General features: G+C 72.8%; 16 protein-coding genes and 1 pseudogene. 6 read left to right on the top strand and 11 right to left on the bottom strand.

All coding sequences use genetic code 11. The annotated features are described in order from the left end of the window. The first annotated feature begins 148 nt into the window (after positions 1–148). On the top strand, positions 149–1,345 hold the full coding sequence (locus OG867_RS32205) for an alpha/beta hydrolase (protein WP_331720370.1): 1,197 nt from the start codon (positions 149–151) through the stop codon (positions 1,343–1,345). Between the two features lie 71 nt (positions 1,346–1,416). Here OG867_RS32205 and OG867_RS32200 read toward each other — a convergent pair whose 3' ends face one another. The 5 genes and pseudogenes from OG867_RS32200 to OG867_RS32180 all read right to left on the bottom strand — a co-directional run bounded on the left by OG867_RS32200 (position 1,417) and on the right by OG867_RS32180 (position 4,448). Beyond that, on the bottom strand, positions 1,417–1,884 hold the full coding sequence (locus OG867_RS32200) for a DUF2871 domain-containing protein (RefSeq protein ID WP_331720369.1): 468 nt from the start codon (positions 1,882–1,884) through the stop codon (positions 1,417–1,419). A gap of 174 nt (positions 1,885–2,058) precedes the next feature. Beyond that, positions 2,059–2,551 (bottom strand): annotated as a pseudogene (locus OG867_RS32195) (nucleotidyltransferase domain-containing protein). Then, positions 2,548–2,727 carry a hypothetical protein gene (locus OG867_RS32190; protein ID WP_331720368.1) on the bottom strand — a complete coding sequence of 60 codons (180 nt, stop codon included), beginning with the start codon at positions 2,725–2,727 and terminating at the stop codon, positions 2,548–2,550. The pseudogene OG867_RS32195 and the gene OG867_RS32190 overlap by 4 nt, the downstream one beginning before the upstream one ends. A 24-nt stretch (positions 2,728–2,751) precedes the next feature. Beyond that, a complete protein-coding gene (locus OG867_RS32185; protein ID WP_331720367.1) occupies positions 2,752–3,813 on the bottom strand; it encodes a CU044_5270 family protein in 1,062 nt (353 codons plus the stop codon). After that, positions 3,810–4,448: an RNA polymerase sigma factor gene (locus OG867_RS32180; RefSeq protein ID WP_331720366.1), complete on the bottom strand. Its 639-nt coding sequence runs from the start codon at positions 4,446–4,448 to the stop codon at positions 3,810–3,812. The genes OG867_RS32185 and OG867_RS32180 overlap by 4 nt, the downstream gene beginning before the upstream one ends. Positions 4,449–4,599: 151 nt before the next feature. On the opposite strand from OG867_RS32180, the gene OG867_RS32175 reads away from it, so the two are divergent. After that, a complete protein-coding gene (locus OG867_RS32175; RefSeq protein ID WP_406291300.1) occupies positions 4,600–5,103 on the top strand; it encodes a VOC family protein in 504 nt (167 codons plus the stop codon). A 51-nt stretch (positions 5,104–5,154) separates the two neighbouring features. On the opposite strand, the gene OG867_RS32170 is transcribed toward OG867_RS32175, so the two are convergent. The 4 genes from OG867_RS32170 to OG867_RS32155 form a co-directional block, all read right to left on the bottom strand. Continuing rightward, positions 5,155–5,508 carry a beta/gamma crystallin domain-containing protein gene (locus tag OG867_RS32170; protein WP_328904646.1) on the bottom strand — a complete coding sequence of 118 codons (354 nt, stop codon included), beginning with the start codon at positions 5,506–5,508 and terminating at the stop codon, positions 5,155–5,157. A gap of 218 nt (positions 5,509–5,726) precedes the next feature. Then, complete coding sequence (locus OG867_RS32165; protein WP_331720365.1) at positions 5,727–6,677, bottom strand: RNA polymerase sigma-70 factor; 951 nt, start codon at positions 6,675–6,677, stop codon at positions 5,727–5,729. Next, positions 6,674–7,894: an FAD-dependent oxidoreductase gene (locus OG867_RS32160; RefSeq protein WP_331720364.1), complete on the bottom strand. Its 1,221-nt coding sequence runs from the start codon at positions 7,892–7,894 to the stop codon at positions 6,674–6,676. Before OG867_RS32160 ends, OG867_RS32165 begins: the two co-directional genes overlap by 4 nt. A gap of 242 nt (positions 7,895–8,136) precedes the next feature. Then, positions 8,137–8,964, bottom strand: a complete 828-nt coding sequence (locus OG867_RS32155; RefSeq protein ID WP_331720363.1) for an alpha/beta hydrolase — start codon at positions 8,962–8,964, stop codon at positions 8,137–8,139. 78 nt (positions 8,965–9,042) lie between these two features. On the opposite strand from OG867_RS32155, the gene OG867_RS32150 reads away from it, so the two are divergent. The 4 genes from OG867_RS32150 (at position 9,043) to OG867_RS32135 (ending at position 13,334) form a co-directional block, all read left to right on the top strand. Beyond that, on the top strand, positions 9,043–9,873 hold the full coding sequence (locus OG867_RS32150; RefSeq protein ID WP_331720362.1) for an AraC family transcriptional regulator: 831 nt from the start codon (positions 9,043–9,045) through the stop codon (positions 9,871–9,873). A 67-nt stretch (positions 9,874–9,940) separates the two neighbouring features. After that, positions 9,941–11,581: a glycosyltransferase family 39 protein gene (locus OG867_RS32145; RefSeq protein ID WP_331720361.1), complete on the top strand. Its 1,641-nt coding sequence runs from the start codon at positions 9,941–9,943 to the stop codon at positions 11,579–11,581. Positions 11,582–11,714: 133 nt separating this feature from the next. Further along, complete coding sequence (locus OG867_RS32140) at positions 11,715–12,668, top strand: IS481 family transposase (RefSeq protein WP_331720360.1); 954 nt, start codon at positions 11,715–11,717, stop codon at positions 12,666–12,668. Between the two features lie 9 nt (positions 12,669–12,677). Beyond that, positions 12,678–13,334 (top strand): maleylpyruvate isomerase N-terminal domain-containing protein, encoded by a 657-nt coding sequence (locus OG867_RS32135; protein ID WP_331720359.1) that lies wholly within the window; start codon positions 12,678–12,680, stop codon positions 13,332–13,334. 64 nt (positions 13,335–13,398) lie between these two features. Here OG867_RS32135 and OG867_RS32130 read toward each other — a convergent pair whose 3' ends face one another. Then, the gene (locus OG867_RS32130; RefSeq protein ID WP_331720358.1) at positions 13,399–14,394 is read right to left on the bottom strand and encodes an NAD-dependent epimerase/dehydratase family protein; all 996 of its coding nucleotides are present in this window, start codon (positions 14,392–14,394) and stop codon (positions 13,399–13,401) included. After that, a complete protein-coding gene (locus OG867_RS32125; RefSeq protein WP_328904632.1) occupies positions 14,391–15,758 on the bottom strand; it encodes a nucleotide sugar dehydrogenase in 1,368 nt (455 codons plus the stop codon). Before OG867_RS32125 ends, OG867_RS32130 begins: the two co-directional genes overlap by 4 nt. Between the last annotated feature and the right edge of the window lie 57 nt (positions 15,759–15,815).

Raw genomic sequence — 15,815 nt, 5'->3', positions numbered from 1 at the left:
CTTCGCAAAGACTTCTTCGCGAAGAACTCTTTGCGAATGTCCTCAGCCCGTAGGACGACACGCGCCCCGCGCATGCGACCGCAGAGGTACCAAATCGCAGCCCGTGGGCGGACGTTGGGGCGGCGGTCTCGCACCTAGCGTTCGGGGCATGAGAACTCGTCACCGTGCCCTGGCCGCCTCGCTCCTCGTCCTCACCCTGGGGGCCACGGCCGCCGTCCCGGCCGTCGCCGCCGCCCCGTCGCCCGCCGGGAACGGCCCCGCCCTCACCGCCCCCGCCCAGCAGCTGCGGCTGCCCGCGCCGGCCGGGCCGTACGCCGTCGGCGAGGACACCGTGCACCTGCGGGACACCGGGCGCACGGACCCGTACGTGCCGGAGGCGGGGGCCCGTGAGCTGCTGGTCTCCGTGTTCTACCCGGCGCGGGCCGGAACCGGGGCGCGTGCCCCGTACATGAGCGCGAAGGAGGGGGAACTACTGCTGGAGAGCCGGGGGTTGGGAGGCATCGTCGCGCCCGAGGTGATCGGTGCCACCGAGACGTACGCGCGTACCGGGGCGGCCCCCGCGCGCGGGCGGTTCCCGCTCGTCGTGCTGTCGCCCGGGTTCGGGCAGAGCCGCTCCACGCTGACGTCCCTCGCGACGGACCTGGCCTCCCGGGGGTACGTCGTCGCGGCCGTGGACCACGCCCACGAGTCCGTCGCCACCGTCTTCCCGGGCGGGCGGGTCCTGCCCTGCGCCGCCTGCGACTACGTGGAGCGGGTCGGTGACGCGGGGCTTGCGGAGGTCGCACGGAACCGGGCGAAGGACGTCTCGTTCCTGCTGGACCGGCTGACGGGCGGTCACCCCGCCTGGCGGTACGCCTCGATGATCGACCGGCGGCGCATCGGCATGGCCGGGCACTCCATCGGCGGCAACTCCGCCGCGTCCACGATGGCCGCCGACCGGCGCGTGCGCGCGGGCGTGAACATGGACGGGACCTTCTACGAGCCGGTCCCCGCCGCAGGGCTCCGGGGCCGGCCGTTCATGATGCTCGGCACCGAGGTCGACCACACGTCCGGGGGCACCTTCGACACCACGTGGGACCGTGACTGGGCGCGCCTCGACGGCTGGAAGAGGTGGCTCACGGTGGCCGACGCCGGCCACTTCACGTTCACCGACCTGCCCATACTCGCGGCGGAGTTGGGCATCACCGACCCCTCGGCACCGCTGCCGGCCGACCGGTCCGGCGACATCACCCGCGACTACGTCGCCGCCTTCTTCGACCTCCACCTCAAGGGCGTACCGCAGCGTCTGCTCGACGGCCCGACGCCGGGCAATCCCGAGGTGACGTTCCAGGCGCCCGCGCGGTAGAGGGCGCGCGGTTGCGCGGCGCGGGGGCCTCGATTATTACGCCGTAATAATCGAGGCCCCCGGGTGCGAGCTCAGACGGCGCCCGCCGTCTCCGCGGTCGGCTCGTTCGGCGTGGAAGCCGGCTTGACGTGCTCGTTGACGCGCTTGCCGAGCAGGATGAAGAGCAGGATCAGCCCGACGGTCAGCAGGATGTGGCCGAGTCCGGCGGTCAGCGGCACGGCCTCCGCGATGTGGTCCTCGTCGCGGCCGAGCACCGTCAGGATGCCGTGGACGCCCATCATCGCCGTCGAGATGGCGATGCCGATGTTGTAGAACCAGAAGAACGCGGTGAACAGCTTCGAGCCGGACAGTCCGAAGACCTTGTCCAGGGCGAGGACGATCAGGAAGGCGAGCATGCCCAGCGCCAGCAGGTGCGTGTGCATGAGCGCCAGCTGGGTGTCGCCGTGGAAGTCCTTCATTTTCGTGAACTCCCGGTAGAACAGACCCGAGATCACTCCGACGATCATGTAGACGTGTGCTGCGTAATACGACTTCCGCATGGCGGAGTTCGCCCCCCTGGGTCGAATACCGTGTTGATCGAGGTCATTCAAGCACCCGACCCCGGGCGCACGGGTGTTTCGCGTGGTGCGCCAAGGAACTTCGCGAGCGGGCCTCAAGTCGTCTTCGAGCGCTTCACGTGTGCGGTTGGGCTGCCGGTCGACCTGAATCCAGGGTCAGAAGTGCGTGCCGATCCCGAACGCCTCGCGGAGTTGTGCCATGTCGTGGAGATCCCGGTCCCTGGGCTCGTAACCCTGATGGAAGGAGACCTGCTGTCCGGCGGACAGGCAGGGCACGGTGCGGCCCCCGACGCTGCCCGTGACGAAGCAGTCCGCCGGATAGACGAACGGCTTCCCGGGCTCCAACGACTCCTGGAGGGCGCCCCCGTCGGCGCCGAACACAAGCGGATGCAGGTCGATCTGGCGCCCCGTCGCATCCGAAACGACGAACCGCACGGGCCGCCAGTCGAGCGTTTCGGCGAACCCGGCCGAGGCGAGAGCACCGAGGACCGCCGGCTCCTGCTCCAGGCGGTGCATCAGGTCCAGATCCTCGTGCTCCCGCGTCTGCCGCCCCACCAGCGCGTCGATGCCCCAGCCCCCCACCGACCCAGACCTCCGCACCGGCCTCCCGCAGCAGGTCCAGGATCTCCAGCACGTCGTCGCCCGTCACGCGGCCCCGCCGCCTTCCAGGTGCGCGGTCCCGCCCCAGAGCCGCAGGCTCAGGCGGTGGCCGTCGCCCTGCCAGTGGGACAGCGAGGCGTTGGGCACGGCGAGGGGCGCCCCGCCCGGTTCCCCCTCGGGACGCCAGGGTGCCGCCTCGCCGCTTCCCCGTACCGCGTCTGTCATGCCGTCAGGGTAGGACCCGCGAGGTCACGCGGTGGTCGACGGCTTCTCGCGGAGGGCGTCGACCACCGCGCGTTCCAGGACCGCCGACGTGTTCGTGACGGTGCCCTTCGGGCCCATGGAGGTGTTCCGGATGAGGTAGGTCCGCTCGCCCAGGTACGCCAGGGTCTTCGCGTCGAAGACCCAGGCGGTGCGCCAGCCGGCGCGCTCGTTGTCGCGGGCCACGCCTATGCCGTGCCGCCCGGCCGCGTCCACCGCGTCGGAATCCACGCTCACGCCCGGAATCCTCGCCGCGGCCTTGTACAGGGCGGCCGCGGTCCTCGGCGGCATCAGGGTCTCCGGCAGCAGCTCGCCGATGGCCTCGAAGGCGTCCTGGTCCGGGTCCCGCTCGTCGGCCGGGGTGTCGCGCGCGTCCTGGTCCGCGGTGATCTCGGCGGCGAGCCTGCGGAGCAGGGCGTCGGGGTCGGTGGGCAGGGAGGCGAGCCAGGTGTACGTCGGCCGGTTGAGGCCCGCCGGATAGCCGACGGGCTTCTCGCCGTCCGGGACGCCGACCGTGATCGGGAAGTACCTGCCGTCCTGGTGGATCAGGCCCTCATCGATCACCGGCCCGGACTTCTGCGTCATCCAGACCTCGCGCTCACCGGGCTTCCCCAGCTTCACCGGACCGCCGTACGCGCCCGTGTTCCCGGCCTGCAACGTCCTGACGTACACGTACTGGGCGTCGGTGACCTCGATCGCGTCGCTCTTCGAGGCGACCGTGGCGATCCGGTCCAGCAGCACGGTCGCACCGCGCGGGGCCGGGGCCGTGGCGGCGGCGCGGGGGGTCTCGTCCCGGCCGGTCACGGCGAGGGTGGTGAACAGGACCCCGCCCAGGGCCAGCCCGGCGGCGGGCAGCAGGACGGCGGGGCGCAGGAGGCGGGGCCGGGGGCGGGCGGTGGTGCGGTCGCCGTCCTGGTCGATCAGCTGCATCAGGTTTTCCTTGTGGTGGAGATGGCGCCCCGGGGGCAGATCCCGTTCGGCCGGGGCCGGCACCAGCCGGGCCAGTTCCTCGCGTTCGGCCCGGGTGGGGCCGGAGGTGCGGTCGTTCATCGGGCTTCCTCCTGGAGGGGCAGGGCCACGAACGCGGCCCTGCCCTGTACCTCTCCGCGACGGGGTTGGGGTTCCGTGCGGTCGCCGTTCCGTTCCCGTTCCCTGGCCAGCCGGTCGTCCGTGAGCCGCCGCAGCCGTTCGCGGGCGCGGGACAGCCGCGACCGCACCGTGCCCACCGGGACGCCGAGCGCCTCGGCGGCCTCCGCGTAATCGAGGCCGGACCAGACGCAGAGGGCCAGCACCTCGCGGTCCTGGCGGCACAGTCCGTCCAGCGCCTGCCGGACGGCGGCGAGCCGCCGGGCGTCGTCCACCTGCCCGGCCGTGGCGTCCGCGATGTCCGCGACGGGCTCCGGGGCGGGGCGGCGGGCCAGGAAGGCGAGGCGCCGGCCGGTGCCCCGGTTGGCGTTGCGCGCCTTGTTGGTGGCGATGCCGAGCAGCCACGGCAGCAGCGAATCACCCTCCGGCTCGACGGATTGCCGGGTGCGCCAGGCGGCGAGGAAGGTCTCGGACATGACCTCCTCGGCCGCCGACCAGTCGCCCGTCAGCCGATAGGCATGGTTGTAGACCGGCCGCGCGTACTCCTCGTAGAGCGCGGCGAACGCCTGGCGGTCGCCCGCCCTGATGCGTGTGCGCATACGCTCCCGGTCTTCCTGATCATCACATCTCACACCTCTACCTCTCCGGCCGGTGCGGCGGGTTCCCGTGACCCCCGCCACACCCGGACGAAGGCGTCTCGGTAGGGAACGCGCGGCCCCCGTTGTCAGACCCGTCTGGGATGCTCCGGCGATGGAGATGAAGATGGGGATGGAGATGGGGATGGACAGGGAGATGGCGCCCGAGATGGCGGTGCAGCTGACGATCGACTGTGCCGATCCGCAACGCATGGTGGCCTTCTGGGCCGAGGCTCTGGGGTACGTCCCCGAGCCGCCGCCGGAGGGGCATGCCAGCTGGCGCGCCTACTGGGAGGACATGGGGGTGCCCGAGGAGGAGCTGCCGCCCGGGGTGGGGGACGTACCGGAGTCGATCATCGATCCGGCCGGGCACGGGCCGCGGGTGTGGTTCCAGCAGGTCCCGGAGGTGAAGGCGGTCAAGAACCGGTGGCACTTCGACCTCAAGGTCGGCGGGGGGCGTGCCGTCCCACGGGAGGTGCGCAAGCGGCGGGTCGACGCCGCGGTGGCGCGGCTGGTCGGGGCCGGTGCCACGGTCGCGCAGGTCAGGGAGCTGCCGGACATGGACTTCTACGCCACCGCCATGCTGGACCCGGAGGGCAACGAGTTCGACGTGGTCTGACGGTCACCGCCGCTCGGCAACGGCGGTGACCGGTGGTTCACTTCCGGGCGCTCAGAGGATCTGGATGCTCTTGATCCGGGGCGGGTTGTTCGGGAACGTGATGTCCGTCCAGCGGTTGATCCGGACCGAGTCCCCGTTGACGTCGTAGTAGATGAGGTCGTTGTTGCCGGTGACGATCCGGTCGGCCCACCAGCTGCCGAAGTCGGTCCTGCCCGCGTTGGCGTAGCAGTCGACGCTCTGACGGCCGTCGAGGTGGGAGTAGATCTTCAGGAAGTCCGCGCCGCCGACGCACTCCACGTGGTCGATGGCGTAGGCGGACCCTACGGGTACGGCGACGGTCAGCGAGGCCGCGGCGGCGAATGCCATGGCCAGGGAGCCGAGGATCCGCTTGCCCTGTGCGATCACGGGATCTCCTTCGTACGAGCCCGGCGTCGTGCGGCCGGGCGGGACTTGGGGGACACGGCCGGGGCCCGGCCGTGTCGGTGACGTGGCGCCATGACGTACCCGGGCGCGCTCCGCCGAGCCGGTGACGACTCGTTGACGATCTTGTAGCCGTCGCACCGGAAGGTGGGGAAGGCGGAGCGGAGCCGCCGGTTTTCGACCCGATCGGGCGAGGGTGACGGCTACCGTGCCCCGAGGTCGTACGCGACGCCCTCGGCGACCGCCCGCAACTTGTCCGGGTTGGCCACGTTGTGGATCGCGGTGATGAGCCCCCGCGCGTCGAAGTCGAAGGTCATGGTGGCGATGACGCGGTCCGGGCCGCTGAACACGAGCCCGGGACCGCCGTTGATCTCCGCGAGTCCGGCCTTCATGTCGGCGGGCTCGACGCCCTGGTACGCGACCGTGCCGATCGCCGCGAACCAGCCGGCCACCGTGGCCGCGCCGTTCACCGGGCGCAGGGCCTGGCGGACCTTGCCGCCGCCGTCGGTCCACAGGGTGACGTCGGGGGAGAGGAGTTCGAGGAGCGCGTTGACGTCACCGCCCGTCGCGGCGGCGTGGAAACGTTCCGCCGCCTCGCGCTGCCGAGACCGGTCCGCCTCGAAGCGCGGGCGCCGGGCCCGCACATGCTCACGGGCGCGGTGCGCGGCCTGCCGTACCGACGCCTCGGAACGCTCCACCGCCTCGGCGATCTCGGCGTGGCTGAAGGCGAACACCTCCCTCAGCACGAACACGGCGCGCTCCAGCGGACTGAGCGTTTCGAGCACCACCAGCAGGGCCATCGACACCGACTCGGCTCCCAGCGCGGCCGATTCGGCGTCCGGAACGGGCTCGGAGGGGCCGCCGCCGGTCAGGATGGGCTCCGGCAGCCACGGCCCGACGTACGTCTCCCGCTGGTACCGGGCGGACCGCAGCCGCTCAAGCGCCAGGTTCGTCACGATCCGGGTCAGGTACGCCTTGGGGTCGGCCACCTGCGAACGGTCGGCGGCGGACCACTTGAGCCAGGCGTCCTGCACGGCGTCCTCGGCATCGGCGGCGGTGCCGAGGACGCGGTACGCCACGGAGAACAGCAGCCGCCGGTATTCCAGGAACACCTGCTGAGCGGGATGGGCGAAACGGTCGGCGGCGCCGGTCAATTGTCTCCTCGGATGCGGGTGAAACGCCCTCCGCGCGGCCAGAACGCGCCCGACGCGGGCATCTTCTTCATACGGCCGTACGTCGGCCAGGGCGATGCGGTCACGGTCTCCTTGTACCGGACGGCCACCGCCCCCACCAGGCAGATCCGGCGCGGGCTGTCGTCGGGCCGGGTGAACTGGACGACCGCGTCGCCCCGGCCCAGGCTCACCGGCGTGTGGTAGTAGCCGAACCGGAACGGCTTGGGCTCCTTGCCGCGCAGCACCCGGTCGATCGACAGCGCGGCGTGCACCCCGGTCGGCATGCCGCCCTGGCAGGTCCCGTGCAGGACCCCGTAGCCCTGGCGGATCGCGGCCGCGTCGCCGACCGCGTACACCTCGGGGTGCGAAACGGAACGCAGCGCCCGGTCGGTGACGATGCGTCCGCGCTCGTCCACGTCCAGGCCGGCCGCTGCGGCGAGCGGTGCCACCCGGGTGCCGCCGGTCCACAGGACCGCGTCGGCCGCGATGCTCTCGCCGTCCGCCGGCTCCACCGAACCGGCGAGCACCTTCACCACGTCCGCGCCGCCGCGCACCCGCACGCCGAGCCGGTCGAGGGCGGCCCGCACATGCGCCGCCGCCCTGTCGTTCATGGTCGCGCCGGGCTCCTCGCCGCCGAGCAGGACCACGTCGAGGCGGGGGTACCGTTCGGCGATCTCCGCCGCCGACTCGATGCCGGTGAGCCCGGTGCCGACGACGACCACGGTGCCGTGGCCGCCTTCGCGGCCGAGCGATTCCAGCCGGCCGGCGAGCAGCTGCGCGTCCTCGGCGCTGCTCAGGGTGTACGCGTGGTCGTCGGCGCCCGGCACCGCCGAGGTGTCGGCGACCCCGCCCAGCGCGTACACCAGCGTGTCGTACGACAGGACGCGCTCGTCGTCGATGCGTACGGTCCTGGCCCCGGCGTCCACCGCCGTCACCCAGCCCCGTGTGAACCGCGCGCCCGTGCCCTCCAGCATCTCCGGGATGCTCATCGCGTCGAGGGGCTGCCCGGCGGCCACCATGTGCAGCCGCATCCGCTCGGTGAACCGCTCCCGCGCGTTCACCACGGTCACCCGCACCGCGTCCCGCCGCTTCCCGGTCCGGGCCGCCAGCTGCACGGCCGCGGCCATGCCCGCGTACCCGGCCCCCAGAACCACCACGTGGTGCGTGTCCTCCGTACGGGTCTTCCGCTGCGTGTTCATGACCGGCCCTTCCCTCATCCGTCGCTGACGACCAGGGGATGGGGGCGGGGCCCTCGGATGTGACATGGGGCGATTGTGGTGTGCGTCACACAGGTCGGGTGGCCGTCAGCGGGCGGCGGGCGGTGCGTAGTCCTCGACGGTCATCGCGTGGGAGAGGCGCGCGCTGCGCGGGTGAGCCAGTGGGCGAGCACCGGACCGGCGATCCCGGCCCCGGAGACGAGAATCCGCACGATGTCCTCCCCTCAGCCGTGGAGCGCGGCGAAGTCCAGCAGGGGCCCGGCGACCCGGGGCGGGTCCTCCAGGATGGGAGAGTGCCCCAGCCCCGGCAGCAGCTCCACCCGGGCGCCCGGGACGGCGCGGTAGTCGGCGGCGGACGAGGAGCGCCAGCGGCGGTCGTCCTCGCCGAAGAGCACCAGCAGCGGCTTCCCGGGCACCGCCAGGCGCTCCGGCAGCGCCCGCTCCTCCAGATACGCGCGGGTGGCCCGCATGGTGGCCGTGAAGGAGTGCAGCGTCATGGCGCGCACCTCGCCCAGCAGTGCGTCCGGCACCCGGTAGCCGGGGCGGCTGAAGCCGGTGCTCGCGAGCTGCCGGATCTGCTCGTCGCCCGGCGGCCACTGCGCGGGACCGGCGGCGCCGGAGCCGGTGGCGATGAACGCGCCCAGGCTCGGCCCGGTGTTCACGAGCACCACGGCGGACACCAGCCCGGGGCGCTCCTCGGCGAGGGCCGTCGCGGTCACCCCGCCGCTGGAATGGCCCACCACCACGGCCCGTTCGGCACCGAGCCGGTCCAGCACCTCGCCGACCCGCCGCGCCTGGTCCGGGATCGCGTAGCGGCCGTCGTCCGGCTTGTCGGACCCGCCGTGCCCGAGCAGATCGACCCGCACGACGCGGTGGGTCCCGGGCGCCGTCAGCAGGGGTACCAGCGCGTCCCACGAGCGGGCAGAGGACGCCGAACCGTGGATCAGCAGGAGCACGGGGGCCTCGCGCGGCCCGTCCTGGCACACATGGAGGGTGTCGCCGTCGTCCAGCGTGAGGAGCGACGACGCCTCGGTGGTTCCGGAAGCAGTCATGCCCCCACTGTCGCGACCGGCGCCGCCCGCGTATTGAACGAATGTTCCGGTAGGCGCAAGCACCCGTAGCATGGAGGGGTGAACACGTTCACGCACGGTACGGCTGTGTGGGACGTCGCCCGTCCGCAGCGGCCGAGCCGGGTGGCCGGAGTCACCATGGCCGGGTTCGGCGTGTTCGACCTGGACGCGTTGCGCATGGTCCCGCACCCCGCGGTCACGCTGCTCCTCGAATTCGGCGCCGGCACGCCCGTTCTCGACCGCGCCACCGGTGAGCAGCAGCGCGGGTGCCTGGTCGCCGGGCCCGGGCTCGGTTCCGGGGGAGCGGTGCGGGTGCGCGGGGAGAACGTGGAGTGCGTGCAGGTGCGGCTGTCCCCGGTGATCGCCCGCGCGGTCCTCGGCGTGCCGCCCTCCGAGCTCGACGGCGCCGTCGTGCCGCTGGACGCGCTGTGGGGCCGTGAGGCGTCCCGGATCCGCGAACAGCTCGGCGAGGCCCCGTCCTGGCAGGCCCGCTTCGCGCTCACGGACGCTTTGATCACCCGCCGGTACGCGGCCGGGGCGCCGGTGGACCCGGAGGTGGCCCGGGCCTGGCGGCGGCTCACCGAGGGGCACGGCCGGCCCCGGATCGAGGAGCTCGCCGCCGACGTCGGCTGGAGCCGCAAGCGGCTGTGGTCCCGCTTCCGCTCCCAGCTCGGCCTGCCGCCCAAGCGCGCGGCGACCCTGGTCCGCTTCGACCACGCCGCCCACCGCCTGGTCGCGGGCGAGGGCCCGGCCCGGGTGGCCGCCGACACCGGGTACGCCGACCAGTCCCACCTGCACCGCGACGTCATGGCGTTCACCGGGGCCACCCCGGCGACGCTGGCCGCCGAACCGTTTCTCGCCGTGGACGAACTCGCCTGGCCGGGGCGCTGAGGGGCAGTGGGCTGTCCGGCAGGAGGCGTGAGCCGCCCCAACACCCCTGACAGGTAAGGGGCTTAGGGTGTGGGCGGCCCGCAGCGCACGGGCCGCCCGGGCCACGGACGACGCCCCGGGACGCCGCACCCGGGGGACGGACGACATGGCGGACGAGACGGACGCACCGGGACCGGACACGGCCGCACCGGACACCCCCGCACCGGACACCGCGAGCCGCCCCCTCGCCCCGCCCGACCGCCGCGTCCTCCTCGTCGCCGGCGCGGTCTTCGTCCTCCTCATGGCGCTGTCCACGCGCTACGGCTTCCACATCGATGAGCTGTACTTCCTCGACAGCGCCCGGCACCTCCAGGCGAGTTACGTCGACCAGCCGGTCCTGGCCCCGCTGCTGGCACGCGTCTCGCTGGAGCTGTTCGGCGTCTCGGAGGCCGGGCTGCGGCTCTGGCCCGCGCTCGCCGCGGCCGGCACGGTCGTCGTGGGCGGGCTGACGGCGCGGGAGCTCGGCGGCGCCCGGCGGACGCAGCTCCTCGCGGCGGTCGCGACCGCCGCCATGCCCGTGCTCCTGGGCGGCGCGCACCTCGCCAACACCACGGCGTACGAGGTGCTGGCCTGGGCGGCGATCGCGCTCGTGGTCGTACGGATCGGCCGCACCGGCGACACCCGCTGGTGGCTCGCGGCCGGGGCGCTCGCCGGGATCGGGGCCGAGTTCAACCACCTCGCCGGGATCTTCGGGATCGTCCTGGTGGCCGCCGTCCTGCTCGGCCCGGCCCGGCGCACGGCGGCCGACCGGTGGCTCCTGGCGGGGGCCGCGCTCGCCGTGCTGCTCGTGCTGCCGGACCTGTGGTGGCAGGCGCACCACGACTGGGCCATGTTCGAGATGACCCGGGCGCTCAACGAGAAGAACGGGGGCCCCGGGCAGATCCCCACCTGGATCGTCGGGCAGCTCGCCACGGCCGGGTTCGCCACGGCGGTCCTGTGGTTCGGGGGCCTGCGCTTCCTCTGGCGCTCGGGGCGGCCCCTGTGGCAGTGCCTCGTCGCCGCGTACGCCGTGCTGTTCGTGGTGTTCGCCGTGACGACGGGCGCCCAGATCTACTACCTGGGCGGTCTGTACGTCTGCCTGCTGGCGGCCGGTGCCGTCGGGCTCGACGGGTGGCTGCGCGCCCGCCGCGACCGCCTGCGCTCCCTCACGATCGCGACCGCCGTCTCGACCGCGGTGCTCGCCGTCATCGTCCTGCCCGTCCTGCCGCCGGGCGCGGTCGCCTGGACGTACGGCGTCAGCACGAACGCGGGGGAGACCCTGGGCTGGCCCCAACTCGTCGGCACCGTGCGCCAGGTGTGGGACGGCCTCCCCCAGGAGCGGCGCGCCCACACGGTGATCTACACGGCCGACTACGGAGAGGCCGGCGCCCTCAACGAACTCGGGCGCGGCACCGGCCTGCCGCACGCCGTGAGCGCCCACAACACCGACTGGTGGTGGGGCCCCGGCGACCCGGCCGCCACCACGGTCCTGGCGGTCGCCCCCGGCCCGGAGCACGCCCCCGGCTACGAGGCCCAGTTGCGCAGGTACTTCCGGCACGTCACCGCGGCCGCCGGCCTCACCAACCCGTACGGCATGCACAACGTGGAATGGGGCGGTCACGTCTACGTCTGTACGGACCCGCGTCACCCCTGGGCCGAGATGTGGCCGCGGCTGCGTCACTACGGATGAGGCGCACACGCCCTAGCTGTTCTGTCCATGGAGGTTGGTGACGGATCCCACGGCTTGGGGATCTTGAACGAGTGAGGGCCTTCCGGGTTCGGTGTGGATTGCGACATCTACACGGAACGATCAGAAGGCCCTCATGCCCCACCGTAATGCACCCCTGACCGAGACCGGGCGTCTGCGTCTGGCCCGCTGCGTCGTCGAGGACGGCTGGCCTCTGCGCCGGGCCGCCGAGCGCTTCCAGGTCTCGCCCACCACGGCTCAGCGGTGGGCGGGGCGCTACCGCGAGCGGGGCGAGGCCGGGATGACCGACCGCTCCTCCCGGCCCCACTACAGCCCGCGCCGGACACCGACCCGTACCGAGCGGCGGATCATCAAGGTCCGTGTCCTGCGGCGCTGGGGACCAGCCCGCATCGCCTATCTGCTCGGGCTGAACCCGGCGACCGTGCACCGCGTCCTGACTCGCTACAAACTCGCCCGCCTGGCCCATCTGGACCGAGCGACCGGCCGGGTGATCCGCCGCTACGAGCATGCCGCCCCCGGTGACCTCGTGCACGTCGACATCAAAAAGCTCGGCAACATTCCCGACGGCGGCGGCCACAAGGCCCTCGGCCGGCAAGCAGGCCGCAAGAACCGGGCGGGCGCCGGCATGAGTTTCCTGCACAACGCAGTCGATGATCATTCCCGTCTCGCCTACAGCGAGATCCTCACCGATGAGAAGAAGGAAACCGCCGTCGGATTCTGGCAGCGCGCCCACGCCTACTTCGCCGCCGCCGGGATCACCGTCCAGCGCGTCCTGACCGACAACGGTTCCTGCTACACGTCGTACCTCTGGCGCAACTCACTTGTTTCACAGGGCATTTCACACAAGCGCACCCGCCCCTACCGGCCCCAGACAAACGGGAAGGTCGAGCGGTTCAACCGGACCCTGCTGGACGAGTGGGCCTACGCCAAGGCATATCGGACCGAGACCGAACGGCGTGACGCCTACTCGCGATGGCTCCACACCTACAATCACCACCGCGGACACACCGCGCTCAAGGGCCAACCACCCGCCAGCCGCGTCCCTAACCTCACGGGTCAGTACACCTAGCGTGGCCCCATGCATCCCTTTTCGCGTTCCTGGACGGCGCTGCTCGACGCCGTGGCCGGTCTTCCCGACGAGGACTTCGGGAAACCTTCGGGCTGTACGGGGTGGCTCGTCCGGGATCTGGTGTGCCACCTGGTCATCGACGCGCAGGACGTCCTGATCACCCTGGTCACCCCCGCCGACGCGCCCGCCACGACCGACGCGCCCGGCTACTGGACGCTGCTCCCCGAACCACCGACGGGCGACGACCCGCTCGACGCCCTGATCCCCCGGCTGGCAGCCGCGTACGGCGAACCGCGCCTGCTCAAGCACCACATCGACGACGTCGGCACGGCGGCCGTCCGCGCCGCCGGTCTCGCGGACCCGGCGGCCCGGGTCCGTACGCAGGACATGGTTCTCACGGTCGCCGACTACCTCTCGGCGTACGTCCTCGAAGGCACCCTGCACCACCTCGACCTCGTGGCCCACCTGCCCGCCGCCCCCGGGCCGCCCGTCGAGACCCTGGCCGCGGCGCGCACCGCGCTGGAGGCCGTCGCGGGCGCCGCGTTCCCCGCCTCGCTCACGGACGCCGACGCGCTGCGGACCGGCACGGGCCGCGGCACCCCGACCCCGGCGCAGACCGCGGACCTGGGCGACCTGGCGGCACGGCTCCCGCTGATCCTCGGCTGACGGCAAACCCGTGCGGGCCGAGGGTCCAGGAGTCGCCGGTGCAGTCGGATGCGCGGGGGCCGGGTCAGAGCGCGCCGTTGTCGGGTAGGGCGAGCCACCACGGATGGGCGCGGGCCCAGGCGATGGTGTCGGCCAGCCCGTCGCGCAGGGACGTCCCGCAGGTCCAGCCGAGCTCGGTCCTGGCCCGGGAGTTGTCCGGGACCCGGCGCAGCAGGTCCTCGTACGCCGGTCCGAGCCGGTCCTTCGTGTCCACCTCGATCACGGCGCCGTCCGAACCGGCGAGTTCGGCGACCAGGCCCACCGCCTCGCCGACCGTGGTCTCGTCCATGCTGCCGATGTTGAAGACGCCGCCCGCCGCAGAGGGCTTCTCCGCCGCCAGGACGGTGCCCTCGACGCAGTCGCTCACATGGGTGAAGCACCGGGTCTGGAGGCCCTGGTCGTAGACGACCGGGGCGAGGCCGTTGAGCACGCGGTGCACGGTGCGGCTCACGATGTACGCCGGGCGCTGACGGGCCCCGTACACGTTGAAGTAGCGGACGACCGTCGCCTCCAGGCCGTGCTGGCGGGCGAACGCGAAGGTCATGTGCTCGGCGAGCGCCTTGCTGGTCGAGTACGTCCAGCGGTCGGCGGTCGTGGGACCGAGCACCCGGTCCCCGTCCTCGGCCCAGGGCACGACCGGGTTCTTGCCGTAGACCTCGCTGGTGCTCGCGGCCACCACCTTCGCCCCGGCCCGCGCCGCCGCCTCCAGCACGTTGCGCGTGCCGGTGAAGTTGACGTCGATCACGTCGAGCGGCCGGGCCAGGTACTGGTCCACGCCGACGACGGCGGCCAGGTGGTAGACGGCATCGGTGCCGGGGCGGATCGCGGCCGTGAGCGCGTCGGCGTCGCGGATGTCGCCCCGGACGTGCCGAGCCTGCTTGCGTACGTCGTCGTCCAGGTCGGCCGGGTACGGCGCACCGTCGAAGACGGTCACCTCGTCGCCGCGAGCCACCAGGCGCTCCACCAGATGGCTTCCGACGAACCCGCAGCCGCCGGTGACGACCACGCGCCGCGCGCTCATCGGCCGATCCCGAGGTAGCGGTAGCCCAGCCGACGCAGCACGGCGATCTTCTCCTTCGAGTAGTAGGCGCGCCCGTCCATGACGATGCACGAGTCGGCGACGGCCAGCGCGCCGAAGTCGATGTCCTCGAACTCCTTGTGCAGCGCCAGCACGGCGATGCAGTCCGCGTCGCGCACCGCCTCGTCCACCGTGGCGCTCGGCCGTACGTTCAGCAGCTCCTCCGCCTGCACGGTGTCCACCAGCGGATCGTGGACGCGTATCCGCACCCCCGCCGCCGCGAGCGCCTGGACCGCCGCCCGGGCGGGGCTGCTGCGCAGGTCACTGGTGTTGTTCTTGAAGGCGACGCCGAGGACCGCGACCGTCGAAGCGGCCGGGTCCTTGCCGAGCGCGGTCAGCTCGTCGGTGATCAGCCGCGCGGTGTGCCCGGGCATGCCGTCGTTGACCGCGCGGCTCGCCGGGACGGTGAGGAGGTCCACGTCGTGGCCGCGGGCCGCCCGCCAGACCAGCCACGGGTCCTTGGTGAGGCAGGAGCCGCCGACCCCGGCGCTCGGGCGCAGGATGTTGACGTGGCCGCTGCCCTTGGGGATGGAGTTGGCCGCCTCGATGACGTCGAGGACGTCCACCTCGTACAGCGCGCAGAACTTGGCGAGTTCGTTGGCGAGGGCGATGTTGAGGTCGATCCACCAGTTGTCGGCCAGCTTCACGATCTCGGCCGCTTCGAGGGAGTCCTGCTCGATGACGTCGACGCCCAGGGCGCGCCGCCAGAAGTCCGCCGCCGCCCGGGTGCTCGGCGCGTCGAGCCCGCCGACGACGATGGGGAACGCGCGCAGCTCGGCGAGCGCGGTGGACTCGGCCAGCCGTTCGGGGCTGTAGGCCAGCAGGAAGTCGGCGCCCGCGCGCAGACCACCGCTGCCGAGCGACGAGGCCACCAGGCTCCTGGTGGTGCCGGGCGTGACCGTGCTCTTGACCACGATCAGCTGCCCCGCGCGGAGGTGGCCGCTCAGGGCCAGACACGCGCCGCGCAACTGCCGGTCGTCCAGCGAGCCGTCGTCGTGGGCGGGGGTGCCGACGGCGATGACCACGACGTCGGCGGCGGTGACCGCGGTGAAGTCCGTCGTGACCCGGAGCCGCCCCGCCGAGACGGCGCGGCCCACCATGTCCTTCAGCCCCTGCTCGGCGAAGCGGACGACCCCCGCGCCGAGTTCGTCCACGAGGGCGGTGTCGACGTCCACCCCCACCACGTGCGAGCCCCGGTCGGCCAGCGTCGCGGCCAGGCAGGAGCCCACGTATCCCAGTCCGACCACGGCCACGGTGGGCGCGTCCGGTGATCCGTGGTCCTCGGGCGGTATCCGGTCGTCAGTCATGGCAGTCTCCTGATCGGGGGCGGTTCTTCGGAACGCGCGAGCCGGCGCTTCGGAGGG

Origin of the sequence: Streptomyces sp. NBC_00209 (assembly GCF_045206345.1) — a bacterium.
Lineage (GTDB): Bacteria > Actinomycetota > Actinomycetes > Streptomycetales > Streptomycetaceae > Streptomyces.
This window is presented reverse-complemented; position numbering and strand designations above follow the sequence as displayed.

Bases quoted from the DNA above. Each gene is read 5' to 3' on its own strand.
- OG867_RS32205 (WP_331720370.1), top strand. From the start codon at position 149: ATGAGAACTCGTCACCGTGCCCTGGCCGCCTCGCTCCTCGTCCTCACC.
- OG867_RS32200 (WP_331720369.1), bottom strand. From the start codon at position 1,884: ATGCGGAAGTCGTATTACGCAGCACACGTCTACATGATCGTCGGAGTG.
- OG867_RS32190 (WP_331720368.1), bottom strand. From the start codon at position 2,727: ATGACAGACGCGGTACGGGGAAGCGGCGAGGCGGCACCCTGGCGTCCC.
- OG867_RS32185 (WP_331720367.1), bottom strand. From the start codon at position 3,813: ATGAACGACCGCACCTCCGGCCCCACCCGGGCCGAACGCGAGGAACTG.
- OG867_RS32180 (WP_331720366.1), bottom strand. From the start codon at position 4,448: ATGCGCACACGCATCAGGGCGGGCGACCGCCAGGCGTTCGCCGCGCTC.
- OG867_RS32175 (WP_406291300.1), top strand. From the start codon at position 4,600: ATGGAGATGAAGATGGGGATGGAGATGGGGATGGACAGGGAGATGGCG.
- OG867_RS32160 (WP_331720364.1), bottom strand. From the start codon at position 7,894: ATGAACACGCAGCGGAAGACCCGTACGGAGGACACGCACCACGTGGTG.
- OG867_RS32155 (WP_331720363.1), bottom strand. From the start codon at position 8,964: ATGACTGCTTCCGGAACCACCGAGGCGTCGTCGCTCCTCACGCTGGAC.
- OG867_RS32140 (WP_331720360.1), top strand. From the start codon at position 11,715: ATGCCCCACCGTAATGCACCCCTGACCGAGACCGGGCGTCTGCGTCTG.
- OG867_RS32135 (WP_331720359.1), top strand. From the start codon at position 12,678: ATGCATCCCTTTTCGCGTTCCTGGACGGCGCTGCTCGACGCCGTGGCC.
- OG867_RS32130 (WP_331720358.1), bottom strand. From the start codon at position 14,394: ATGAGCGCGCGGCGCGTGGTCGTCACCGGCGGCTGCGGGTTCGTCGGA.
- OG867_RS32125 (WP_328904632.1), bottom strand. From the start codon at position 15,758: ATGACTGACGACCGGATACCGCCCGAGGACCACGGATCACCGGACGCG.